This window comes from Sphingobacterium psychroaquaticum (assembly GCF_900177625.1).
Lineage (GTDB): Bacteria > Bacteroidota > Bacteroidia > Sphingobacteriales > Sphingobacteriaceae > Sphingobacterium > Sphingobacterium psychroaquaticum.
In genome coordinates, this window is the sequence record NZ_FXAU01000009.1 from 1 (window position 1) to 24,485 (window position 24,485).

General features: G+C 42.3%; 19 protein-coding genes. 6 read left to right on the forward strand and 13 right to left on the reverse strand.

The genetic code is table 11. The features are described 5' to 3' along the window. Positions 1-1,392: 1,392 nt before the first annotated feature. Genes B9Y69_RS18295 through spt form a run of 5 tightly spaced genes read right to left on the reverse strand, consistent with a single transcriptional unit; the run spans position 1,393 to position 5,807 of the window. Complete coding sequence (locus tag B9Y69_RS18295; RefSeq protein ID WP_085474446.1) at positions 1,393-1,776, reverse strand: GtrA family protein; 384 nt, start codon at positions 1,774-1,776, stop codon at positions 1,393-1,395. Between the two features lie 3 nt (positions 1,777-1,779). Continuing rightward, positions 1,780-2,466 carry a CDP-alcohol phosphatidyltransferase family protein gene (locus B9Y69_RS18300; RefSeq protein ID WP_085474537.1) on the reverse strand — a complete coding sequence of 229 codons (687 nt, stop codon included), beginning with the start codon at positions 2,464-2,466 and terminating at the stop codon, positions 1,780-1,782. Positions 2,467-2,477: 11 nt separating this feature from the next. After that, positions 2,478-3,476: an NAD-dependent epimerase/dehydratase family protein gene (locus B9Y69_RS18305; RefSeq protein WP_085474447.1), complete on the reverse strand. Its 999-nt coding sequence runs from the start codon at positions 3,474-3,476 to the stop codon at positions 2,478-2,480. Next, on the reverse strand, positions 3,473-4,594 hold the full coding sequence (locus B9Y69_RS18310; protein WP_085474448.1) for a GNAT family N-acetyltransferase: 1,122 nt from the start codon (positions 4,592-4,594) through the stop codon (positions 3,473-3,475). The genes B9Y69_RS18305 and B9Y69_RS18310 overlap by 4 nt, the downstream gene beginning before the upstream one ends. 4 nt (positions 4,595-4,598) lie before the next feature. Next, the gene (gene spt / locus B9Y69_RS18315; RefSeq protein WP_085474449.1) at positions 4,599-5,807 is read right to left on the reverse strand and encodes a serine palmitoyltransferase; all 1,209 of its coding nucleotides are present in this window, start codon (positions 5,805-5,807) and stop codon (positions 4,599-4,601) included. A gap of 356 nt (positions 5,808-6,163) precedes the next feature. Between spt and smpB the strand changes: the two genes are divergently transcribed. Beyond that, entirely contained in the window at positions 6,164-6,619 is a 456-nt protein-coding gene (gene smpB, locus B9Y69_RS18320; RefSeq protein WP_085474450.1) for an SsrA-binding protein SmpB, read from the forward strand. A 5-nt stretch (positions 6,620-6,624) separates the two neighbouring features. Here smpB and B9Y69_RS18325 read toward each other — a convergent pair whose 3' ends face one another. Then, a complete protein-coding gene (locus B9Y69_RS18325; protein WP_085474451.1) occupies positions 6,625-7,533 on the reverse strand; it encodes an AraC family transcriptional regulator in 909 nt (302 codons plus the stop codon). A gap of 150 nt (positions 7,534-7,683) precedes the next feature. On the opposite strand from B9Y69_RS18325, the gene B9Y69_RS18330 reads away from it, so the two are divergent. The 3 genes from B9Y69_RS18330 (at position 7,684) to B9Y69_RS18340 (ending at position 10,801) form a co-directional block, all read left to right on the forward strand. Beyond that, the gene (locus B9Y69_RS18330) at positions 7,684-9,186 is read left to right on the forward strand and encodes an aldehyde dehydrogenase family protein (RefSeq protein ID WP_085474452.1); all 1,503 of its coding nucleotides are present in this window, start codon (positions 7,684-7,686) and stop codon (positions 9,184-9,186) included. A gap of 93 nt (positions 9,187-9,279) precedes the next feature. After that, entirely contained in the window at positions 9,280-10,308 is a 1,029-nt protein-coding gene (gene adhP, locus B9Y69_RS18335) for an alcohol dehydrogenase AdhP (protein WP_085474453.1), read from the forward strand. A 118-nt stretch (positions 10,309-10,426) separates the two neighbouring features. Further along, a complete protein-coding gene (locus B9Y69_RS18340; RefSeq protein ID WP_085474454.1) occupies positions 10,427-10,801 on the forward strand; it encodes a DUF779 domain-containing protein in 375 nt (124 codons plus the stop codon). A gap of 23 nt (positions 10,802-10,824) precedes the next feature. Here B9Y69_RS18340 and B9Y69_RS18345 read toward each other — a convergent pair whose 3' ends face one another. Genes B9Y69_RS18345 through B9Y69_RS18355 form a run of 3 tightly spaced genes read right to left on the reverse strand, consistent with a single transcriptional unit; the run spans position 10,825 to position 13,767 of the window. Continuing rightward, positions 10,825-11,226, reverse strand: a complete 402-nt coding sequence (locus B9Y69_RS18345) for an acyl-CoA thioesterase (protein WP_085474455.1) — start codon at positions 11,224-11,226, stop codon at positions 10,825-10,827. Between the two features lie 21 nt (positions 11,227-11,247). Next, positions 11,248-13,062 carry a MutS-related protein gene (locus B9Y69_RS18350; RefSeq protein WP_085474456.1) on the reverse strand — a complete coding sequence of 605 codons (1,815 nt, stop codon included), beginning with the start codon at positions 13,060-13,062 and terminating at the stop codon, positions 11,248-11,250. Between the two features lie 48 nt (positions 13,063-13,110). Then, positions 13,111-13,767, reverse strand: a complete 657-nt coding sequence (locus B9Y69_RS18355) for a protein-L-isoaspartate(D-aspartate) O-methyltransferase (RefSeq protein WP_085474457.1) — start codon at positions 13,765-13,767, stop codon at positions 13,111-13,113. Positions 13,768-13,893: 126 nt separating this feature from the next. On the opposite strand from B9Y69_RS18355, the gene B9Y69_RS18360 reads away from it, so the two are divergent. Then, complete coding sequence (locus B9Y69_RS18360; protein ID WP_085474458.1) at positions 13,894-14,757, forward strand: DUF4886 domain-containing protein; 864 nt, start codon at positions 13,894-13,896, stop codon at positions 14,755-14,757. Between the two features lie 8 nt (positions 14,758-14,765). On the opposite strand, the gene B9Y69_RS18365 is transcribed toward B9Y69_RS18360, so the two are convergent. Both B9Y69_RS18365 and glmS read right to left on the reverse strand, forming a co-directional pair. Continuing rightward, a complete protein-coding gene (locus B9Y69_RS18365; protein ID WP_085474459.1) occupies positions 14,766-16,940 on the reverse strand; it encodes a DUF4954 family protein in 2,175 nt (724 codons plus the stop codon). 5 nt (positions 16,941-16,945) lie between these two features. Beyond that, positions 16,946-18,787: a glutamine--fructose-6-phosphate transaminase (isomerizing) gene (gene glmS / locus B9Y69_RS18370; protein WP_085474460.1), complete on the reverse strand. Its 1,842-nt coding sequence runs from the start codon at positions 18,785-18,787 to the stop codon at positions 16,946-16,948. A 258-nt stretch (positions 18,788-19,045) separates the two neighbouring features. On the opposite strand from glmS, the gene B9Y69_RS18375 reads away from it, so the two are divergent. Further along, positions 19,046-19,825: a hypothetical protein gene (locus B9Y69_RS18375; protein WP_085474461.1), complete on the forward strand. Its 780-nt coding sequence runs from the start codon at positions 19,046-19,048 to the stop codon at positions 19,823-19,825. A 43-nt stretch (positions 19,826-19,868) separates the two neighbouring features. Here the strand turns inward: B9Y69_RS18375 and B9Y69_RS18380 are convergent, their stop codons facing one another. Together B9Y69_RS18380 and B9Y69_RS18385 are read right to left on the reverse strand one after the other, a co-directional pair. Next, positions 19,869-21,308: a TolC family protein gene (locus tag B9Y69_RS18380; RefSeq protein WP_085474462.1), complete on the reverse strand. Its 1,440-nt coding sequence runs from the start codon at positions 21,306-21,308 to the stop codon at positions 19,869-19,871. Then, positions 21,301-24,468, reverse strand: coding sequence for an efflux RND transporter permease subunit (locus tag B9Y69_RS18385; protein WP_085474463.1), 3,168 nt, complete (start codon positions 24,466-24,468; stop codon positions 21,301-21,303). Before B9Y69_RS18385 ends, B9Y69_RS18380 begins: the two co-directional genes overlap by 8 nt. Between the last annotated feature and the right edge of the window lie 17 nt (positions 24,469-24,485).

The window sequence follows — 24,485 nt, forward strand, 5'->3', positions numbered from 1 at the left end:
GTTCCTCCCTTGCGGAGTGGTGCAAAGGTAGAAAACTTTACCTATTACTTCCAAGGGTTTGTTGGGTCTTTTTTTGGGATGCTGCATAACGTACTGTAAACGTGGTGGATATTTTTGTAGTTGGTAGATCGTAGTTGGTAGTTTGTAGAAAGTAGTTCGTAGAGTATGGCTTGTAGGGGATAGATTATGTTTTGATAGAAAAGCGTGCGGGGATATGGAGGGACGTTCATGGATAATAGTTTGAAAGGAAGAGAGTACTTAGAAAAGAATAAGGACAAAAGGTTGCAGAAATATTAAGAGGATCGTAATAATGGTTGCCGCGTCGTACCTCCGCGCAGGGGCGACGCGGCATTCCTTGGCCTCTTTGCGAACCTGAGGCACGAAGGTGTAGCAATCTTATTCGTAACAAGCCTAGTCTTTAGGTATGATTAATAGATCTAGATATTTCTTATTGATATAGTCCGTGGATCCCTCCTAGCGTCGGGATGACGACCACTTGTTATGCGCGCGTTAAAACCTGCTTAACGTAGACTGCCTCATATCAATGACACAGCTCGCTCGTTCGAACCTGCCTATGGCAGACTGCCTCATGTCAATGACACAGCTCGCTCGTTCGAACCTGCCTACCGCAGGCGCTTGTAGCTCGGCCTTTTGATTGGGACACGAGCTAAAAGCTCGCGCCAGCGAATTGGCAATCTTATTCGTAGTAAGTCTAGTCTTTATGCATGATTAATAGATCTACATCGTTCTTATTGATATAGTACTTAGATCCCTCCTAGCGTCGGGATGACGACCACTTGTTATGCACTCGTTAAAACCTGCTTATCGCAGACTGCCTGATGTCAATGACACACCTCGCTAGTTCGAACCTGCCTACCGCAGGCACTTGTAGCTCGGCCTTTTGACTTGGACACGAGCTAAAAGCTCGCACCAGCGAATTGGCAATATTATTAGCAACTAGTCTAGTCTTTATGTATAATTAAATGCATCTGAATCGTTCTTATTGATATAGTCCGTGGACCCCTCTTAGCGTCGGGATGACGACCACTTGTTATGCGCGCGTTACAAACCTGCTTATCGCAGACTGCCTACCGCAGGCACTTATAGCTCGGCTTTTTGATTTGGACACGAACTAAAAGCTCGCGCCAGCGAATTGGCAACCTTATTCGTAGCAAGTCTAGTCTTTATGCATGATTAAGTAGATCTAGATAGTTCTCATTGATATAGTCCGTGGATCCCTCCTAGCGTCGGGATGACGAACACCGACTATAATCTACCCCCTACCAATCACAAATTAATCCCTATAAACCATCAACCACCAACTACAATCTATCCTCTATAAATTACCAACCACAAACTAATCCCTATCTACTACCAACTACAATCCCCCCCCTACTTAAATACCCAATACTTTTGAAGTGTGAAGTTAAATCCTAGCGAAACGAGAATTTCGACGATAGCTTTTGACAGCAATGGGTGTAAACCCAGCAGGTCATGAAATACATATATACCGGAAGATTTGAGCGTAATGCTACCGACAACAACAATGACAAACTTCCATAACTGACTTCCGACAGGTGTTGTCGTGTTATTAAAGGACCAATATCGATTTATCGTGAAATTCACCACGGCTCCAAGCGAACCACTGATTACATTTGATAAAACCGGAGAAAACAAAAACACCTTATAACATAAGGTGTATATACCAAAATCGCATAATCCGCCTAGAAAAGCAGACAACTGTGCTCGTAGGAATTCACGGAATTTGGCACTCATAATCTATTCAGCCTCCTCCGCTTTTGCTTTCTTCTCCGCCGCATCACGTTCATCACCCAACACCAACAACTTCTTTGTATCGCTTAGATTGATAAAGAACAACGCAATACATATACCCATAACAAGGTAATTAATACTACCTTTAAAAAGAACTTCTGCTAAAAGAACAGCACATATCACCACACGTACTTCGGTTGGTCCGAGTAGCCCGGCATCAATGGTATACTTATCTGTAATCTTGTACCGCAGTTGTGAGATGATCATAGCCCACCCGTACATGGCAACAAGGAAAAAACCTGAATATTTAAAATCATCGGGCGCATAGAAAACATAGCCTAAACCAATCAGAATGGTACTAATCCAATCCATAACGATATCGAGGGCAAAACCATACCATTTACGAGACTTATTTCTGTAAAACGCGATACGGCCATCCAGGGAATCTCCGAACCACTGCACAAAAAAACCAAAAATACCCAAAAGCAACCACGGTAAAGCCACATATTCTGCCAACAGAAAACTTCCTAAAACGATGACAGCCCCTAAGAAACCAATTGCTGTTAGGCCATCGGATGTAATAGAAGAAGGAATACGTGGTACCAAATAGGATATAAATTTTTGCTCTGGATTACTTAAAATGTTTGTACGCTTCCTATCTTGGAAAAGTTTCTTATTTATCTCTTGACTCATCTTCTCTTCTATTAAAACCAATTATTTTTTTTGTACCACAGCAGACTTGCCTTTAAACCTGTCTTGAGGTCATACTTTGGCATAAACCCTAATTTATCCTTGGCTAGTTGAATATCGCATGCCCAATTCTGGGCCGTCAATTCATTTAATCTTTCAGGGTATAACACAGGAGTCTTCTTAGAGTTTTTATAAAACCACGCCGAAAGCATCGCAATCTTCTCCACAAGTGGATACGAAAGGTGTACGCGCCACAGCTTCTTGCCTAGAGTTTCGGAAAAAATATCTGCCATAGCGTAACGGGAATACGCATTGCCATCTGTAATGTTAAACGTTGAAACTTCCGTACTGTTATTTTCGCAAGCTCGAAGTAAAATATCAACTAAATCGAGCACATATACAAAAGATAGCTTTTGTGGATTCTTGCCAATATACGCATCCAAACCTTTGTTCATCGTCTCAAAAAGAATAAATATATCTTTTTCACGTGGACCATAGACTGCTGTTGGGCGAATAATAGTAATAGGCTTATGAAGAAATTTCTCGTGGATCATACCTTCAGCCGCCTTCTTACTTCTGCCGTATACCGTAACGGGGTTATATGGGGTGTTTTCAGTAATATCCGAATCCTCGTATTTCACTGGGCCGACAGCAGCCAAACTACTTACAAAGACAAATTGTTTTGGCGGTACCGTTGCCTTATCAAAAGCCGCCTTTAGCAAGTGCTCCGTATAGCCAACATTCACGTTGAACATCTCTGCTTCGGATTTTGCTTTGGTCATCGCTGCTGCATGGATAATATAATCATACCGCTCTTCTTCCAAAAGCTGTACGAGATTATCAACACAATTAAAATCGGGGTAAACGAACTTACGAACGTAAGGTTCAATATCTTTAATATTACTGGACTTGCGCACCGCAGCGTGTACCTCGAAGCCAGCCTCATGCGCCTTTTCGATCAAATGAAAACCGACAAAACCACTGGCACCAGTAATTAATATTTTTTTGCTCATATCGCTTTTTCGAAGAGACGATAACGTTTGTATAGTTCTCCGTTTATCTGCTCTATCGCATGATTCATCATATAATTGTTATCAAGCATCCAAGAACACTCCGCACCAATTATACCTTCTGGGGTTGCATTTTTTATTATTCGGCCGTAGAGACATGCCTCAATGCCGAGTTTACGGTAATCATCTAAAACCCCAAGCATCAATACACGAAGGGATTTAATTTTTTTCAATCCGAAGAGTAGCTTAAAGATACCGAATGGCAATAAGCGTCCGCGTTTGACATTGATCAAAACCTCATTAATATTAGGGATACCGAGCGCAAAACCCACAATTTGATTGTCCTTTTCCGCTACAATACAAAATTTAGGGTTAACGATCATCTTTAGCTCCTTTGCCGTAAAGTCAAATTCAGCGTCAGTCATCGGCACAAAGCCAAGGTTTTCATCCCATGCTTTGTTATATACTTCCTTGATTTTCTTTGCTTCATTGGCAAAGTCTTTCAAATTAATTTCACGGAGCACAATTCCAGACCTCTTCAAGCGTGCTTCCAGCTTTTCAAGTAACAAAACGGAGCGTTGACTTGCTGTATTAGTGGCAACCCAATAAGCTCTAAGATCCGTTTTTGTCGTGAAGTTAGCGCCATTGATTAACGCGGAATAGTAAGGCGGATTGTATGGCATCATCGCCATAGGTGGCTTATCAAAACCGTCAATCAACAATCCACACACATCATTGGTGGTTAGGTTAATTGGTCCAACGATTTTCGTTCCTCCTTTTTCCTTCACCCACGCTGTCGCAGTCTGCAATAAAGCATCGGCAACTTCTTGATTATTTATAGATTCAAAAAAGCCGAATTGGCCTTCTTGAACCTTATTAAAATCATTATGATTATTGTTCCATATGGCAAGAATACGCCCAACAACTTCACCATCTTTATACGCCAAAAAAGGCTGCGCCGAGGAATGTTGATAGAACGGATGCTTCTTTGGAGAAAGCAAATCCTGCTGTCCTAAGAATAATTCAGGGACATAATTTGGATCTTTCGCATAGAATGTATGCGGAAGATCTATAAATGTTGCAAGTTGCTTTTTATTCTCGACAGGAACAATCTCAATCATTGTATTAATTCATGAATGATTCAACCTCTACTGTCTTGAACACCTTCGCCATTTTATCAATTGCTTCATCAATCTGATCAAATGTATGCGTTGCCATCAGTGAGAAACGAATCAACGATTCCTCAGCAGGTACAGCAGGTGCAACGACAGGGTTTACGAAAACACCATTATCTTGGAGCATTTTCGTCACATAATACGTTTTATCGTTATTACGAACAAAAATCGGAAGAATAGGACTTTCTGTTTCACCTAGGTCAAAGCCATTTTCAAGCAACAGTTTCTTTGCATAGTTCGTATTCGCCCACAATTTTTCAATGTGTTCAGGTTCTGTTTGGATAATTTCCAACGCTTTCAACGTTGAAGCAACAGAAGCAGGTGTCATACTGGCACTGAACATCAATGAGCGAGCACGGTGTTTTAGGTATTCGATTGTTTGCGCATCTGCCGCAACAAACCCGCCTAATGAAGCCAAAGATTTACTAAAAGTCCCCATAATAAGGTCAACATCTTCTGTTAATCCAAAGTGGCTTGCCGTACCTGCTCCTTTATCTCCGATTACCCCTAAAGAGTGTGCATCATCACATAAAATAGCCGCATCGTACTCATTAGCAATTTTTACCATATCAGGTAGATTAACGATATCCCCTTCCATACTAAAGATACCATCCGTAGCAATAAGCTTTAAGCTTTCTTCAGGCAAACGTGCAATTTTAGCACGCAAATCTTCCATATCATTGTGGGCATATTTGATTACTTTCGAGAAAGACAATCTACTACCATCAATAATTGAAGCGTGGTTACGCTCATCTAGAAGGATATAATCATTACGTCCTGTAAGACAAGATAAGGGGCCTAAATTAGACTGGAAGCCTGTACTAAAAAGTATAGCGGCCTCTTTACCTACATAATCCGCCAACTTCTCTTCCAGTTCCACGTGGATATCAAGGGTTCCATTTAAAAAACGAGAACCAGCACAACCTGTACCATATTTAGCCAACGCATCCTGAGCAGCTTCTATGATCCTAACATCGGTTGTTAAACCCAGATAAGAGTTCGACCCGAACATCAACACACGCTTCCCATCGATTATTACTTCCGTATCTTGTTTCGATTGGATCGGTCTAAAATATGCATATAGACCATTAGCCTTGATTGGTTCTAGTTCACTCTGCAGGAACTTAGAAGTTCTTTCACTTAACTTTCCCTTACTCATGCCGTAGGTATTTCTATTTTATGTGATAAAATTACTATAAAAATTGAGCTATTTACTTTTTGACTCTCAAGTAATAATCGTCAAAAGTAGAATAATAAATAAAAAAATACAATTTTACCTTTTAAAAGTCGTTTATTAATTAAAAACCAACGAACAACTTGTTAAAAACCAACATTGTATACATTACAGCTCAAAAAAAACCGCTGCAAACATACGAAACTTCGCTTGATTTAACATCATTTATAATACATATAAATATCATAAAATTAAATTATTGTTAAGATATTCGCAATAGTTTATGATTAAAAGTTCTATAAAATCACAAAATAGTTATTTTTGCGGTTCAACAATTAAAAATGGCAATTGCAGCAAACGTAAATATAAAAAATAAAAGCGCTTCTTTTGAGTATCATCTCTTAGACCGTTATGTCGCGGGAATCAGCTTGTTAGGTACGGAAATAAAATCTATTCGGGAAGGTAAAGCGAACATTAACGACAGCTTCTGTGCTTTTTTTGAAGATGGTCTATATCTCCGGAATATGCATATCGCAGAATATTCCTTTGGCTCATTTTATAACCACGAAGCAAAACGAGACCGTAAATTATTACTTACGAAGAAAGAGTTAAAAAAATTGAAAGATAAAGGCGAAGAGAAAGGTTTTACGATCGTGCCTTTACGTATTTTTATTAACGAGAGAGGCTTCGCTAAAGTGGAGATAGCGCTCGCCCAAGGTAAAAAAGATTTCGATAAACGCGACACCATTAAGGAACGAGAGAGCAAACGTGAATTGGATCGTGCCATGAAGCGATAAACCACTTAGGACATCATTATGTACCGTCCAGGTGTAATTCCCTCTCGTTGTTTAAATAAACGAACAAAATAATTGATATCTGAAAAGCCTGCCGAAAAGCAGGCTATTTTTACACTTTTCGATTGCTGCAGAACCTGTTTCGCGTAAGCAATCCGTTCCCGAATAACATACTCGACCGGGCTAACCCCTAATTCGGTCTTAAATGCCCTGGACAACGCACTTTTACTCATCCCCGCTTCCGCGGCCAAGGTATCCAGCGATATTTTTTCTCCGATATTTTGACGTATATAGCTTTTCAGGTATGTAAAAGGTGTACTGTTATTTTTCGTATCTGTATCGAGTACCAGTAACTCCTGCGTCTGCATAATACGGATCATAAGTTCCTTTAACACTAAATCCGCCAAAGCCTCTTTATGGATATCCGTACTTAAACTAACCTGAAATAACCGATTGGTCAGTCGTACCAACTCATCGTTATTACTAAAGTGAAACTTGTCCAATTGAAACGACCAGGTCGAACGTTCACTCTTCTTTGGATAAAATTCATTTAAATATTGTACCACTTCCCCGATCTTATCTGCGCCGATTGAAATCGCCGTACACTGTGTCGGGGCAGCCAGTTGCGCCTCTGGAAAATCAATACGCATTGGTGTATACTCGGGTAGCAACAAGGTCTCACCGGGATGGTAATCAAAAGAAACCTTATCCTGCAGATGCATCACTTTCTTTCCCTTGAGCATATTTATAATCACCAAATCATTAAATTGTAGTGGTATCTGCTCACTTGCTTCGTACGTTTCAAAAATATTCAATTCAAAATTCCGTAGCGTAAATGCACGTTTATTTTCAACGAGTCGATCCAGTTCCCCTTTTGTGGATAACGGCAGCTGCTGCAGTAAATGGTTCTGTGACATGGTCCCTCCTGTACTAATACGAGTATATTGATTAACGATTTACCTAAAGGTAGCAAAATAATGCTATCCATTGGCACAAAAATGCTACAGAAAAAACAACTAGCCGCCTAGCTTTGTTTTAGTTATAAACCCGTTTAAAATTAAGTGATCATGAGTACGATTAAAAAACCAACGTTCAAAGAACGTTATGACAATTACATTGGCGGCAAATTTGTCGCTCCTATCCATGGTAAATATTTCGACAATATATCCCCTGTTGATGGCAAAGTGTTCACACAAGCCGCACACTCCACCAAAGAAGATATCGAGCTTGCCGTAGACACCGCCAGCAAAGCTTTTGAAAGTTTCAGTAAAACTTCACCCACCGAACGGAGTATCATGTTAAACCGCATTGCGGATCGGATCGAAGAAAACTTAGAATATATCGCCGCTGTTGAAACGATTGACAATGGAAAGGCTGTGCGAGAGACTTTAAACGCAGACATTCCGTTAGCTATTGATCACTTTCGTTATTTTGCGAGTGTTATCCGCGCGGAAGAGGGATCCATCAACGAGCTAGACAAGGATACCGTATCCATTATTGTACACGAACCAATCGGTGTTATCGCACAAATTATTCCATGGAATTTCCCTATTCTCATGGCCGTTTGGAAGCTTGCTCCAGCGCTGGCTGCAGGAAACTGTGTGGTACTGAAGCCTGCAGAGAGCACGCCTACTTCTATCCTCGTCCTTATGGAACTGATTGGCGACCTGATCCCTGCGGGGGTGATCAACGTTGTGAATGGCTTTGGCTCCGAACTGGGCCGCACGTTGGTAACCAACCCTAAAGTTTCCAAAGCCGCCTTTACGGGATCAACTGCAACAGGACGTATGGTTATGCAATATGCAACAGAGAACATCATACCTGTAACCTTAGAACTAGGTGGTAAATCACCCAATCTTTTCTTTAGTTCGGTGATGGATCATGATGATGACTTTCTGGATAAAGCCATCGAAGGAGCTGTTCTCTTTGCATTGAATCAAGGTGAGATCTGTACTTGTCCCTCTCGCCTACTGATTCAGGAAGATATATATGATCGATTTATTGCTAAAGTCATAGACCGTGTCAACAAAATAAAGGTAGGTGACCCATTAGATCCAACAACCATGATGGGGGCACAGGCATCGAAAATCCAGAAAGACAAGATCATGTCTTATATTAAATTAGGAAAAGAAGAAGGCGCTGAGGTATTAACAGGAGGTGATGAAAACGTATTGGGTGACGGTCTTGAAGCAGGCTACTACATTAAGCCAACCTTATTTAAGGGCACAAACAAAATGCGTATTTTCCAAGAGGAGATTTTTGGTCCTGTCTTAGCGGTGACCACTTTCAAAGATGAGGCGGAAGCCATCGCGATTGCCAATGATACGATGTATGGATTAGGAGCCGGTGTATGGACCCGCGATGCACATCAACTGTATCAGATTCCGCGCGCCATACAAGCCGGACGTGTGTGGGTGAACCAGTACCACTCTTACCCTGCAGGCGCTCCATTTGGTGGTTACAAACAATCTGGAATAGGGCGAGAGAATCACAAAATGATGTTGGATCATTACCGTCAGACAAAAAACATGCTCGTATCATATAGCAAACAAAAACTCGGATTCTTTTAATTCCATTTAAAGCAATGAACCACTGCCCGTTGATCGTATTACGAGGAAGGCCGCAGTGGTTCATTCCTACCTTTAATCATGTAAAACATCATTATGATTCCTAAAACCATGCAAGCTGCCGTTGTTCGTCATTTCGGACAACCGCTAAACATTGAAGAGGTCGAGGTAAAACGACCTGGAAGAAATCAGATTCTTGTAAAAGTAATTGCCAGCGGGGTCTGTCATACCGATCTACATGCGATCGACGGCGACTGGCCCGTTAAACCAAAAATGCCGTTGATACCGGGACACGAAGCTGTAGGATATGTCGCAGCTGTTGGCGAAGGCGTAACCAATGTCAAAGAAGGCGATGCCGTTGGCGTACCTTGGTTATACAGCGCCTGTGGCGGCTGTGAGCATTGTATTACCGGCTGGGAAACACTGTGTGAAAGTCAACAAAACGGTGGTTACAGTGTAGACGGTGGTTTTGCCGAATACGTTTTGGCTGATGCCCGTTATGTAGGACACTTACCGAGTAATGTAAACTTTTTAGAGATGGCCCCGATCCTCTGTGCAGGTGTCACAGTATACAAAGGATTGAAGGAAACCGAAACCAAACCTGGTGAATGGGTTGCAATTTCCGGGATCGGTGGCTTAGGTCATGTTGCCGTTCAATATGCCAAAGCCATGGGTATGCATGTCGCAGCGATCGATATAGCGGACGACAAGCTTGAATTGGCAAAACGCTTAGGAGCAGACTTAACCGTAAATGCCCGTAATGTAGACCCCGGACAGTTCTTACAGAAAGAAGTTGGCGGAATGCATGGCGCCCTTATTACTGCCGTCTCGCCTATCGCATTCAAACAAGGTATTGACGTTCTTCGTCGCAAGGGAACTATAGCCCTAAATGGACTTCCTCCGGGCAGCTTTGATTTACCGATTTTCGAAACTGTATTAAAACGCATTACGGTTCGCGGTTCGATTGTGGGAACACGAAAAGATCTACAAGAGGCCATAGCCTTTGCCAATGAAGGTAAAGTAAAAGCAAATGTTACTTCAGCCAAACTAGGCGACATCAATGAGGTTCTAGACCGCATGAAGAAAGGACAAATTGAAGGGCGTATGGTTTTAGATATGGCCTAACAAACACGTACTAAGTAAAAAAAGAATACGGTTTCATCCCACGCCCATAGCCGCCGCGATGGCTCCCCTGTAAGGCCGGGGTGAAACGGTTCTTTCACAGAGTAAGGAAAGGAAAAAAATGACTGAACGACTTGCAGTAACGGATAAAGCAAAAGCACTTATCCAAGAATTGGTAACAAAACATGGCGACCTTATGTTTTACCAAGCCGGTGGCTGTTGCGAAGGAACGCAACCGCAATGTTTTGAAAAGGGCACATTTTTCCCTCGGATGAACGATGCCTGTATAGGCTTAGCCGAAGGTTTTGAATTTTGGGTAGATCGCGACTTGTTCGAGTATTGGCAACATGCACATTTTACGCTCGATGTTCTGGACGGCTTTGGGCCGGGAGGCTTCTCCTTAGAAACACCGCTCGGTAAGACCTTCAAGGTACACTACCGCATGTTTACAGAAGAAGAATTGGCTGATCTTGCTCCGGTACAGCGCAACGCTTAGCCAATTCTTCTCATCTTCGTTTATTAAGCAACATCAAGATCGCTTAATACAGGGATAGGTGTTTTATTTTCGTCAAGGGCTACAAAGGTAAACATCCCTTGAATAGCCAACTCACGTCCATCCTCATACATTTTTTCCAGATAGATTTCTACCTTTACCTTTAAGCTGGTGCGCCCCACACTCTCCACACGCGCTACAGCCTCAATAATACTTCCCGAAGGAATCGCTTTTTCAAAATTGATCTTATCACTCGAAACGGTCACCAATCGCTTGCGGCAAAAACGCGTGGCAGCCATAAAAGATACCTCATCCATAATAGCCATCGCTTTACCACCAAAAAGCGTATCGTGATGATTGGTAAGAAATGGAAATACTGTAGTAAAAACACGTGTTTCAGACGTATTTATTCGCTCCTCAATTGTCATTTTTGAATATTTTTGGCAAAGTTACGAATTTTCCGCCTTTTCAACATCGACGCCAATTCCTTTTAAAAGGATGGATGCATTGAATACGGTACATTTTCCATCTTTCAGCTTATAGTCAAATAACATTTCTCCATCCACCACTTGAATATCAAAATGAAAATTCTGCACAGCCGTTGGATATTCTTCTGCCAAAGTGGATAATTGAAGGTCATGTGTTGCCACCATCCCCTTTCCATTTTCTGCGATAAGATTTTTTATAATAGCTCTGGAACCCAAATATTTATCCACCGAATTAGTCCCTCTCAACATTTCATCAATTAAGAAGAAACTATCTTTGTGTTCCGCCACAGTTTCCAGGATAAACTTCATTCGATCCAACTCTGCTTTAAAGGTCGAGGTACTTTCATTCAGCGAATCTTTGATACGCATGTAACTAATGAGGTTATAAATCGGCAAGCTAAATTCGGCCGCACAAACAACGGCTCCCGTGTATGCTAATACCGCATTGATACCAATAGTCCGCAAAAAAGTACTCTTTCCGGCCATATTAGATCCCGTAATCAACGCAATGCGATGTCCTTCATTCGTATAATCGTTTGCCACAGCATGCCCCGCAGCAATGAGCGGATGATTTATCTGCTTCGTGTGGATTTTATCGGAGAGAGGATCATCTAACACTGTAGGGACGACCCAAGTTGGGTTATTCCGCTTTAATACCGCCAATGCATTGAGGGCCTCGAACTCCGCAACAACATCAAAAGCAACCAAAATACGTTCCTCGTATTGCGATTTCCATCGTACGATCTTTAAAACATATTTAAAGTCCCAAAGCATAAACATATTAAGGAGAGCCCCGACCAACATGTTATTTCGTGCATCTAGGTTATTAATTAGCGACGATAATTCCCGAAATGCAACAGACAGCTTTTGATTATCAAGCATCAATATCTGTTGAAGTTCAATATTTCTCTGTGCTAAAAATTTACGGTCTTCCACCATCGCTATTCCTTCTGCGTAAGCGCCTAACATCTGTCCCACCTTATCAATCTTACTCGAAAACAAGCTCACTTTACCGGCCATCCCCAGCGTCCAAAAAAGATGTATCAGCGCCAATCCACCTACATAGGGCCATATCGGAGAAACAAAAACAGAAAACAGTATCCCGATTAATAACACAAAAGGCGCAACAAGAACATAAACGTGCATGAACTTATTTCCAAAAGAGTGCGAAGAATCCTTAAAGTAGCGCGAAAGAAATGATTTTACTTCGATGCGTTGCGAGAGATTAAACAATAGTTTAGACTGAAAATTTTGGCTCCATGTAATATCTTCCGCCAGTTCCGAACTAGCCTCCTGTCGCTCCAAAATTTCCTTCTTTGTTCCCGCCTGTGCAAGCCAATTACTCAACCGTGCTACACCCAGCTTGGTCGCACATCGATTCAGTAACGTAAAAAGTGAAAAAGAACCAAAAATATCGAGATCAGAACTATAGGGGTGTTTACCATTTTCAAAATCTCCCCCCTCATCGTACATCGTTTTGCGATGATCACGCAGCTCCATCTCATTGACATTCACACGTAAGAAGGCTTGTTGATTGTCCCGTTCCTTCTCCAATCGACTTTGTCGCTTTATTAAAAAAGCAAACACCAAAACAATCAAAAGTGTTAAACCACAGACGAGTAAGATACTCGTTGTTTGAAAACTATAGAACAGCAATCCGCCGCCCACGAGAATAACGAACAGTCGAGCTAGGCTATTTTTATTAATAGCGCGATCCAGCTGTTGTATCGTAACAGTTGCCTCCTCAATATGCTTTTTATAGGTTTCGTAAATCATGCGTTAAACTTAGATAAATTTGTCTTAAACGCAAAATACGAGCGGTATTTACCAGGCTTGATCACCTACAAGAGGTACAAATCTAAAGGTGTCCAATTCGATACGTTCAAAATCGTTTTCGCCCACCCGAAGGATCGTGACCATCTTTTGTGATTTCTCATCCCCTACCGGTATCACAAGCAAGCCCCCCAGGCGCAACTGCTTGAGCATAATTTCTGGCACAAAGGGTGCACCAGCCGTCACAATAATTTTGTCGTAAGGCGCATGTTGAGCTATACCTTTGGAGCCATCTCCCAAAAAGAAATGCGGTTTATATCCCATATACGGAAGTACTTGGATGGTTCGTTGGTATAGTGCCTCCTGGCGTTCAATCGTAAAAACCTCTGCACCAAGCTCCATCAAAACACAGGTTTGATATCCCGACCCCGTACCTATTTCCAATACTTTATCCCCTTTTTTAACATGCAATAATTCGGATTGGTATGCAACGGTATACGGCTGAGAGATCGTTTGTCCGTCTCCTATAGGGAAAGCAATATCCCGATATGCCTGATTCCAAAAAGTTTCGTCAAAAAAGAAGTGACGTGGCACCTTACCTATGGCTTGGAGCACGCGCTTATCTTCAATTCCTCGTTTTTCTAAATGTTTGACAAGCTGTTTTCTTGCTCCTTTTTCTCGGTAGTTATCTACAAATTTATACGCCATTGTTCCTCAAAAATACCATTGTTAAGGCACATTTATGACATCAAAATACAAAATGTTTACATTCAAGCTTCTATAACTTCTCGGCTTTGGCTATATTCGTGACCTAGCTATTCACTTATTTAAAACATGAAAAGATTATTTACCTTCCTACTCGGAATGTTCGCCTTTTCGCAATTGATTTTTGCGCAGGTGAACCACACCCCTCCCCACGATGACGATGTTATAAAACTACTAGCGATCGGCAATAGCTTTTCGGAAGACGGCATCGAAAATTATTTGCATGAACTTGCTGCTGCAACAAACAAAAAAATGATCATTGGAAACCTGTATATCGCAGGAGCGTCTCTAGAACTGCATGTCAAAAACATCAATAAGGATGCATCTACCTACAACTATCGCAAAATATCTTTAGATGGTAAAAAGACGGTCACCAAGGATGTGAGTATTGCTACGGCTCTTGCTGAAGAAAATTGGGATTATATCAGCTTTCAGCAAGCAAGTCCAATGTCTGGAAAATATGATGTTATTAGTAAAAGCCTACCTGAATTGGTTGACTATGTTCGTAAACGCGTATCGCCACAAACCCAATTCGTTTACCATCAAACATGGGCTTATCAGCAAGATTCCAAACACGATGGCTTTAAGCATTACAACCAAAATCAACTAACGATGTTTAACGGTATTGTTGATGCCGCGAAAAAAGTTTCGAAAACAGGTTACTTTACCTACATCATCCCGGCAGGCACCGCTGTACAAAATGCGCGGACAAGCAGCATTGGCGACAACTATACCCGAGATGGCTATCATTTACAGCTCGATTACGGTCGTTTTACCGCAGCCTGCACATGGTATGAAAAACTCTTTAAGGAAGATGTTCGTAAAAACCCTTACAAACCCGAAAAAGTAACGGACTTACAAGCGAAAATCGCTAAACAAGCAGCGCATAAAGCCTGTAAGAAACCATATAAGATTTCAAAAATAAAGCTTTAGGGGTTCCCCTAAAGCTTTGCTATAAGATTATCAAGGCTAACTTCAAAGGCCTCCAGGGCTATCGTTTCCTTGTTGATAAAATCATTGTCTTCAAATTTTCCAATCACCGCTTCCATTTCTTCATAGGAGTCATAAACCATTTGTTTATACGGATTTTCATAGTCCTTATGCCTAGAATTTACGATTTCATGGAATATCCACCGTTTGGTTTCACGTGCTTCTTCTAATAAGGCAGACACAAAATTTTTGTCCCATGTTTCTATGGGTCTATCTGTAATTTCTACCAGAGCGGCTACACCGTGCAAAAACTTATCCAATGGATAGTCTGCGCTACATTGGTGATAGTACGCATGAACTTCCTCCCAACTATTATACCGACCCGTACGAATCCCATCCAAGAGGTGTGCTAAACGATCCAACCGAAAAAGCTGTCCCCCAATATTTTCCACCTCAAAGCGCGGAGGTAAGTGTGCTACTTGCGCTTGAAACGATGACCAATCGTGTTGTTCCAGAAAAGAAAAAACCTGCATTGCCCCGTAATACCGAATCATGCGTTTATATAGGTTATATGCCTCATACGGCTTTGCTAGAACAACTTTTCGCTTAGAATATTCCACATTCTCCAAAAAAACATCCTGCTTTGGCCAGGGCTGTTCGTTGGTTAAGAGCTGCCTGCCGAAGGTTTGTTCCGAAGTCATATCTGCACCTTTGCCCATCGTCTTCCCTACCGCCTTTTCAATTTCCGATAAGGCGACAAACATTTCATTTATGGTATCCGGCGCCAGGATGTCATACTCAATATGTTGGTTTTTAAAGCGACGTTTATCACGCGCCATAAACTTGGATGTGTTACGCATTAACGCGTACATATTGTACATAAACCAGTAGCCAGGAAGAACCACAAGTCTATTCGTATCGACCTCATTGCTAATCAAACAGAAGGGAAACTTCACATCTAACTCGTGAAGAAAGTCTCCTTTAACAATTAAGCTGTATGATGCAAAACGTGAATTATGTTTTAGACTGACGCACAGTCCTGGCCAGAAGCCACGTCCTGCTATAATCTCTCCATCGGCAGCACGCGAGTTGTGATTGGATCCAACGGTCGCTCCGGCAGCCATATTACTTTGTCCCTTCACCAATGCAGCACAAAGAAAAGAGTTGTTATGGTGCTGTTCATGGGCAGGAAAAATCAAGGAGTTCAATACTTCACAACAAGAGATGGTCGAGTTATCGCCTAAGAAAGAGTTGATAAGTCGCGCACCATATTTCAACTGCGAGAACGAGGACAACACAAAACGCACCGCTTTCACGCCATAGAAAATTCGGCAACCATATCCAATAATGCCATTAACGAGTTCACAGCCTTCACCAATCTGCGTAAAAGCCTCTTGTGAGGAATTAATTGTTAGATTTTTAAGCTTATTTACACCTTTTATATAGGCATCTGTGCCAATTTTCACATCCTTTATTGTCTGTGTATTCTTGATCACACAGCGATCTCCAATTGTACTATAAAATCCCCGTTCAATCGAATATTTATTCTCGGTTAGTTCTCGAAAACGAGTTTGCAGCTCGTCGTCTGCTCGGTATCGAGACCATAGAAATACATCCCCAGCCTGCATGCCATCAAACGGCAAAACCGACCGACCTCCGTTCTCATTACACAACTCCAACTGTATCCGTCGCTCTTCCACATCTCCTACCTTTAGAATACCGTTCCCAAACTTCGCATTATTACTCGTAGTCATCTCGTTGACATTCGCCAAGATCACATCATTCCCCACGATAAAATGAGAGATAAAACGAACATGGCTGATGGCAACAGTATGTCCAATATCACAGCTAACGATGGTGGAATTATAAATCCCACATGGCAAACGGAGCTCTCTATAGTCTAGAAACACCTCTTCCATATCACCAATACGGATAAAACCGTAAAACTTATTGTTTTGAACCAGTCGGGGAATAAATTTATCAGTCACCCAAATATGATCCCAATTGCTGGAATAATTATTATTTGTCGTCAGCGTTTCAATCTCTTCTATGGTAAGTTGCCGATAGGATCTATCCGCTTTAAATTGCCGGTTGCGATGATGATATTCATCCCCTTCGACCAGATAAGGTTCCGGCACAAAGTCATACCCCAGACGCGCTAAAGATTGCTTTACTACATGTGACATAGGCGTTATTCTACCGTAACAGATTTCGCCAGATTACGTGGCTTATCGACATCCAACCCTCTATTTACACCAATATAATAAGACAACAACTGCAACGGTACGACCGAAAGAATAGGCGCAATAATCTCATGCACCAAAGGCACCACCATCACATCGTCTGTCAGACTCGTAACGGTGTTGTCTCCCTCGGAAACGACGGCTACAACTTTCCCTTTACGGGCCTTTATTTCTTGAATATTACTGACAATTTTTTCATGGTAACTGTCTTTTGTTGCGACAAAAACGACCGGTAAATGTTCATCGACCAATGCAATAGGTCCATGTTTCATCTCTGCAGCCGGGTATCCTTCTGCATGGATATAAGAAATCTCTTTTAGCTTCAAGGCGCCCTCCAAGGCGATCGGAAAATTGTAGCCGCGACCTAGATACAAGAAATCGCGTGCATCCGTATATTTCGCTGCGATCTCTCGAATATTTTGGTCCTGCGTCTCCAATATTTGTTGTACATGTTCTGGCACTTTAACGAGATCGGTTACCAGTACGCTATAAAGGTCGTCCGTAATCGTATTTTTCACCTTGGCGACTTTCAATGCGATCAAATAAAGGACAGCTAATTGTGCCGTAAAAGCTTTTGTACTAGCTACACCAATTTCTGGACCCGCGTGTGTATATGCACCAGCATCGGAAAGGCGCGCAATAGAAGACCCCACAACATTTACCAGCCCAAAAATGGTAGCACCTTGTTTTTTTGCGGTCTCAATTGCGACCAAAGTATCGGCAGTTTCTCCACTCTGCGAGATGGCAATGATCACATCTTTATCCGTAATAATGGGATTTCTGTACCGAAACTCCGAAGCATATTCTACCTCTACATTTATACGGCATAGCTCCTCAATAACGTATTCAGCCAGTAAACCCGCGTGCCAGCTCGTACCACAGGCAACAATTATAATTCGATTTGCGGCCATTAGTTTATCCGCAATCTTATCGACCCCACTTAATGTAATCGTTTGTTGCCCCCCATCGAGACGCCCACGTAAGGAATCGAAAATAGTTTGCGGCTGTTCGAAAATTTCCTTTAACATGAAGTGATCAAATCCATTTTTTTCGATCGCAGCAAGTTCTAAATCCAATTTCTGAACAAACGGCGTGATCCGCTCATTACCAATATTTTTTAAAATCAATTCATCGGCCTTTACAATAGCCAACTCATAATCGTTAATGTATACCACCTCTTTAGTGTAGGCTAACATAGGAGACGCATCCGAACCCAGGTAATGTGCGTTTTCACCGATACCGATTACCAGTGGACTCCCCTTACGTGCTGCAATAATGGTATCCGGCAAATCCTTATCCAACAACAGGATAACATACGCTCCCACAACTCTCTTTAATGCAATACGAACCGCTTCTTCTAAAGAACAGTCGTTATTTACCTTGATATCTTCAATAAAATTAAGGAGTACCTCCGAATCGGTGTCACTTTTAAAAGTGTAACCTTTCTGCTGTAGCTCAGACTTTAACTGCGCGTAATTTTCAATAATTCCATTATGGATCATTGCGATATTCCCCGAGTTAGAATAATGCGGGTGCGCATTTCGATCAGAAGGCTCACCATGCGTCGCCCATCGCGTGTGTCCTATACCAATTGTTGATAATAAATTTTGCCCTTCTGCAAAACTCTCTAAAGCGGCAACCTTGCCTTCTTTTTTATAGATGGCAAGGCCATCACCTGTATGCAGTGCTATACCTGCACTATCATAACCACGATACTCCAGTTTTTTTAATCCGTCAATAAGAATGGGATAAGCCAGATTGCTACCTACGTAGCCAACGATTCCGCACATATATATCTAAGTTTGAGATGTTAATAGGCCTCAAAGATAGCTAAAAAACCAACTACGCAATCGATTGATATTAGTTTTTAACTAAATCTTAAGCCCAAGCGCTTAAAAAAGGTTTTAGCCTATACTCCAGCACTCCGATTCCAAAATAAATGATGTTGGAAACCGCTTTGCATAGAAAAAATATCACTTTGCATCCATCACGACTCAACAAAAATCACTTAATTTGCATTATTTAGAATTGGTATAAATAAATACACTATGAATTTCAACACGTCACACCCTTCCTCCATATTAAAGGTCACTGGATTAAGCTGCATGCTACTGTTAACACTTGTTTCGTGCAGTAAAGACGACAAACCGACCGAAATTCCAGAGGAGGAAGTGGTGACTACAGTGCCATACTATACCCAAACCCGCGTAAATAATTTGGCTGCCGAATCGGACGACAGCAATCCAACGGCCGCCAAGCCGACCTTGTTATATAGTCTACGGACGGCAAAGGAAAACCCGATTGCTGATATAAAAACCTCGCGATGGGATGTTTCATTTGGAGGTTTGTATAATAGCTTTTTAGGCGGAAATAATGGGTCCAACAGTTCGAATATTGCCGCTGGTGCAAAAGGTCAAGGTGGTATTCTTATTATAGAAAAGACCTTTGACGATGTCATCGACATTCCAGCTGACAATCAGTTCAAAACAGGGTCAAACCTTTACGGAGCAGACGCGGCAGGCGCTTTCGGAGAAGGAGCAGGTTGGTATTTATATGATTTTGAGGGAACTGTTCTAGGAGATGGTTCCGAACAAAAGAAGCACGTAGTTTACCCGTTGACGACCGAAACAACCACAAAACAAGGTAAGAAAGTTGCACCGCGCACACTCGTAGTAAAACTACCAAATGGTGATTTTGCAAAAATCAAAATCATCAGTGTATATAAAGATGCACTAACATCGAACCTCTGGTTCAAAACAACGCCAAAGATGTTTTACACATTTGATTACATGCTTGCGCCAAAAGGCAGCACCAAGTTTACGAAGTAAAAAAAGAAATCCTGAACTTATAGGTTCAGGATTTCTTTTTTTATTATTGTTGCCAGCCTCCACCGAGGTCACGATACACATTAGTCACATTCAAGAGCTGTTGTTTCTTCGTTTCAATCAACTCCATTTTTGCTTCCAATACATCTCTTTGGGTCATTAAAACCTCCAAATAATCAGCCCGTGCCGAAGCAAACAAATCATTGGCCACACCGATTGACTTAGTCAATGCAACCACTTGGTCATTTTTCAGTGCTAAGTTACTCTCCAAGTTACGGACGTTCGATAAGTCTCCAGAAACCTCCAGGTAGGCACGTAATATGGCACGCTCGTAGTTATACAAAGCTTGGAGCTGTCTCGCATTTGCACTGGCGAACTCCGCTTTCAATCCCTTTCTATTTACCAACGGTGCCGCCAAGTCTCCAGCTACATTGAGCAGCAGGGATTCCGGCAGTTTGGCAAAATATGTCGGTTTAAAAGCCTCCAGTCCGATAGCCGCCGAAAGGTCAAGCGAAGGATAAAACTCCGCCCTCGCCACTTTCACATCCAGTTTCGCGGCCTGTAACTCCAACTCAGCCTGTTTAATATCAGGTCTATTAGCCAACAGTTGCGCCGGTAATCCTTCATGAACGATCGTCGGTGCTATTTGTAGAAAAGCCGATCTTTCGCGTGGAACTTCCGATTTATAAGTACCAACCAACAGACTGATTTTATTTTCTGCATCCTTTACTTGTTGTTTAATTACAAACTCCAAGCTTTGCGATTTGAGGAGCTCCGCGCTAAACTTCTGCACCGCTAACTCCGTTACTCGTGCCGCTTGTTTCTGGATCTTAACCACCTCCAGCGCATTCTTCTGCAACGTAATAGACTGCCTTACAACCTCCAACTGGTTATCAAGAGCCAATAACTCGTAGTAGGAATTGGCGACCTCGGCAATGAGATTTGATAAAACAAAGTTTTTACCTTCGACTGTCGAAAGATATCTACTCACCGCAGCAGCTTTAGCATAATGCAATTTCTTCCAAATATCTACTTCCCAATTTGCGTACAATTTAGCACCATAATGCTGTAACGGATCTGGCATTTCACGTCCCTCTTCAATTTCTGTCGCCGCATCCCCGGCCCCCTGGCTGGTGTAACGCCCCACCTTATCCACATCGGCACCTACTTTTACACCAACTGAAGGTCTGATTTTTCCATCCCGTACTTGCACCTCATTCTTAGCGATTTCTATTTCTTGAAGCGTAATGAGGAGCTCCTGATTATTATGCAAAGCCGTGTCAATCAGTGCTTGCAAATACGTGTCCGTAAAAAATTGTCGCCAAGGAATGGTCGTACTATTGGTACTATCCTGCTGTTGCGCAAAAGTCGTCGGAACCACCTGTTGTTTTGCTGGCGGTTCCACTATCGCAGGCACCTTACAGCTCGCTACGATGAAACTCACGATAACCATCGTGATATATATCCTTATATTTTGCTTAAACATGATGTTCAATCTCTTCAGTTAACGGATTTTCTTCTTCTTTTTTGACCAATTTGTTACGTCCTGCGATCGTCCCAAATATAAAATACAGCCCCGGAACAATAATAAGTCCGAACACGGTACCGATCAACATTCCTCCTGCCGCCGCTGTGCCGATGGTTCTATTTCCAATAGCACCCGGCCCAGTCGCCATAACCAATGGAATAAGCCCGGCAATAAAAGCAAACGACGTCATTAAGATTGGACGGAACCGCATCGTCGCTCCTTCGATCGCAGACTCCCAAACACTCATCCCCTCTCGATGTTTCTGCACAGCAAACTCAATGATCAGCACAGCATTTTTACCCAATAATCCAATAAGCATAATCAAGGCAACCTGGGCATAAATGTTATTCTCCAACCCAAGTAATTTCAAAAACATAAAAGCACCGAAGATACCTGCTGGTAGAGATAAGATCACAGGCAGCGGCAGTACAAAACTCTCATATTGTGCTGAAAGGATAAGATATACGAAGCCGAGACAGATTAAGAAAATATATAAAGCTTCATTTCCGCGACCGACTTCATCCTTAGAAATTCCGGCCCAGTCAATACCAAAACCGCGAGGCAGTTTTTCTTTCGCCACTTGCGCGATAGTCTGTATCGCTGTACCACTACTATAGCCTGGCGCTGCCGCTCCACTAATCTCGGATGAGTTATACATATTGTGTCGCGTAATCTCCGATAATCCATACACTTTCTCCATTTTCATGAAAGCAGAAAACGGCACCATCTCATCTTTATCGTTCTTCACATAAAGCTTTAGAATATCTTCTGGCAGCGCCCTATATTCCGGCAATGCCTGCACCATCACTTTGTAGGGGCGGTCAAACTTGATAAAGCTTGTTTCATAATTACTTCCAACCAAGGTGGATAATGTGTTCATCGCATTTTCTATGGTCACCCCTTTCTGTTGTGCGATATCGTTGTCAATACGCAGCATATATTGCGGAAAACTCGCGCTATAGAACGTAAAAACAGACGACAATTCAGGTCGCTTATTCAGCTCCTTCACAAAGTCGTGGCTTACCGTTTCCATCTTTTTGAAATCCCCCGTCCCGGTTTTATCCAATAAACGCAACTCAAAACCACCTGCCGCACCGTAGCCCGGCACTGCTGGAGGTTGGAAAAATTCGATGGTAGCACCCGAGATACCTTGACATTTTTCTTCCAGCTCTTCAATCACATCCTGAACCGAGTTCTTCCGTTCATCCCACCCTTTGAGGTTAATCAAACAGGTACCGCTATTCGCTCCGGTACCTTCGGTAAGTACCTCGTAACCGGCTAAGGAAGAAACAGATTTAACCCCTTCAATATGTTCAGCAATTTGCTGCAATCGCTCCGCAATCTGATTGGTACGCTCCAGCGTAGATCCTGGCGGTGTCTGGATAACCGCATAGAACATGCCCTGATCTTCATTGGGAATAAAACCAGTTGGAAGACTGTTGTTCAAAAAGAAAACACCAGCACAAAAAACGCCAAGCATCAGGAACGTCAGCATCCGACGATTAACGATACGCACCAAAAAGTTACCGTACCGAGTCGCCCCCTTGGTAAACATATTATTAAACTTATCCAATCCCTTCTGGAGCCACGTATCTTTAGGCTTCTTACCATGATTATTTTTAAGGATCATCGCGCAGAGTGCCGGAGTAAGCGTTAAAGCAACCACCCCAGAGAGAATAATGGCTGTCGCCATCGTGATGGAAAACTGTCGATAAAAAATCCCGACCGGTCCCGACATAAAAGCAACAGGGATAAACACCGCAGCCATGACCAACGTAATCGCAATGATAGCCCCACTTATTTCATGCATCGCCTCTTGTGTCGCTTCCAATGGCGAGAGATGCTTCGTCTCCATCTTGGCATGGACCGCTTCGATAACGACGATTGCGTCATCCACCACGACACCAATAGCCATGACCAGCGCAAAGAGCGAGATCAGATTCAGGGTAATTCCAAAAAACTGCATAAAAGTAAAGGTACCAATCAGCGATACTGGAACAGCCATGGCCGGAATAAGCGTGGATCGCCAGTCTCCTAAGAAAAGGAACACCACAATACCAACCAAAACAAAGGCTTCGACCAAGGTGTGGACAACCTTTTCCATGGACGCATCCAAAAACTTAGACACATCATAACTGATTTCATAGTCCATTCCTTTGGGAAATGTTCCTGTCTTCAGCTCCTCCATCTTGGTCTTGATATTCTTGATTACATCGCTTGCATTACTTCCGTATGATTGCTTGACAACAATCGCCGCAGAAGGTTTACCATCCAAATTGGAGTAAAGATCGTACAGCGAGCTACCAAATTCGATGTTAGCCACGTCCTTTAGCCGAAGAATCTCTCCATTTTGATCTGAGCGAAGGATAATATTTTCATACTGTTCCTGGGTATTATACCGTCCCGGGTATTTCAAGACATACTCAAAAGACTGCGAACGCTTACCCGAACTCTCTCCAGCCTTTCCTGGCGAAGCTTCCAAGCTCTGCTCATCTAATGCCTTCATCACCTCCTCGGCTGATATTTTATAGGCCATCATCCGATCTGGTTTTAACCAAATCCGCATGGCATACTCCCGGTTTCCCAGAATATCGGCAACACCCACCCCATCGACCCGTTTCAGTTCAGAAAGGATATTGATATCCGCAAAGTTGAACAGAAATTTCTGATCTGTATTTTTATCCGTACTGAAGAGGTTGATATACATCAACATATTCGATTCCTCACGCGTAATCTTCACCCCTTCACGAACCACCAATGGCGGTAGTTTATTGATGACCGCCGACACCCTGTTTTGCACATTTACGGCAGCCAAATTAGGATCCGTGCCCAGGTTAAAAATAACCTGAATCGTGGCTTCCCCATCATTTCCCGCATCCGAGGTAATATATTTCATCCCTGGCACTCCATTCAAGGCCCGCTCCAAAGGAATAATTACCGCCTTAATCATTAACTCTCCATTGGCCCCCGGATACTCAGCTTTAACATTGACCTTAGGTGGTGAGATGGACGGGAACTGCGTTATCGGCAGCTTAACCAATGAAATCACGCCTAAGAACACAATAATCAAGGATACTACAATAGATAGTACAGGCCTTCTTATAAAACTAGAAAACATAACAATTCTTGATTTAA

Coding starts and splice junctions, on each gene's coding strand:
- B9Y69_RS18295 (WP_085474446.1), bottom strand. CDS start 1,776: ATGAGTGCCAAATTCCGTGAATTCCTACGAGCACAGTTGTCTGCTTTT.
- B9Y69_RS18300 (WP_085474537.1), bottom strand. CDS start 2,466: ATGAGTCAAGAGATAAATAAGAAACTTTTCCAAGATAGGAAGCGTACA.
- B9Y69_RS18305 (WP_085474447.1), bottom strand. CDS start 3,476: ATGAGCAAAAAAATATTAATTACTGGTGCCAGTGGTTTTGTCGGTTTT.
- B9Y69_RS18310 (WP_085474448.1), bottom strand. CDS start 4,594: ATGATTGAGATTGTTCCTGTCGAGAATAAAAAGCAACTTGCAACATTT.
- spt (WP_085474449.1), bottom strand. CDS start 5,807: ATGAGTAAGGGAAAGTTAAGTGAAAGAACTTCTAAGTTCCTGCAGAGT.
- smpB (WP_085474450.1), top strand. CDS start 6,164: ATGGCAATTGCAGCAAACGTAAATATAAAAAATAAAAGCGCTTCTTTT.
- B9Y69_RS18325 (WP_085474451.1), bottom strand. CDS start 7,533: ATGTCACAGAACCATTTACTGCAGCAGCTGCCGTTATCCACAAAAGGG.
- B9Y69_RS18330 (WP_085474452.1), top strand. CDS start 7,684: ATGAGTACGATTAAAAAACCAACGTTCAAAGAACGTTATGACAATTAC.
- adhP (WP_085474453.1), top strand. CDS start 9,280: ATGATTCCTAAAACCATGCAAGCTGCCGTTGTTCGTCATTTCGGACAA.
- B9Y69_RS18340 (WP_085474454.1), top strand. CDS start 10,427: ATGACTGAACGACTTGCAGTAACGGATAAAGCAAAAGCACTTATCCAA.
- B9Y69_RS18345 (WP_085474455.1), bottom strand. CDS start 11,226: ATGACAATTGAGGAGCGAATAAATACGTCTGAAACACGTGTTTTTACT.
- B9Y69_RS18350 (WP_085474456.1), bottom strand. CDS start 13,062: ATGATTTACGAAACCTATAAAAAGCATATTGAGGAGGCAACTGTTACG.
- B9Y69_RS18355 (WP_085474457.1), bottom strand. CDS start 13,767: ATGGCGTATAAATTTGTAGATAACTACCGAGAAAAAGGAGCAAGAAAA.
- B9Y69_RS18360 (WP_085474458.1), top strand. CDS start 13,894: ATGAAAAGATTATTTACCTTCCTACTCGGAATGTTCGCCTTTTCGCAA.
- B9Y69_RS18365 (WP_085474459.1), bottom strand. CDS start 16,940: ATGTCACATGTAGTAAAGCAATCTTTAGCGCGTCTGGGGTATGACTTT.
- glmS (WP_085474460.1), bottom strand. CDS start 18,787: ATGTGCGGAATCGTTGGCTACGTAGGTAGCAATCTGGCTTATCCCATT.
- B9Y69_RS18375 (WP_085474461.1), top strand. CDS start 19,046: ATGAATTTCAACACGTCACACCCTTCCTCCATATTAAAGGTCACTGGA.
- B9Y69_RS18380 (WP_085474462.1), bottom strand. CDS start 21,308: ATGTTTAAGCAAAATATAAGGATATATATCACGATGGTTATCGTGAGT.
- B9Y69_RS18385 (WP_085474463.1), bottom strand. CDS start 24,468: ATGTTTTCTAGTTTTATAAGAAGGCCTGTACTATCTATTGTAGTATCC.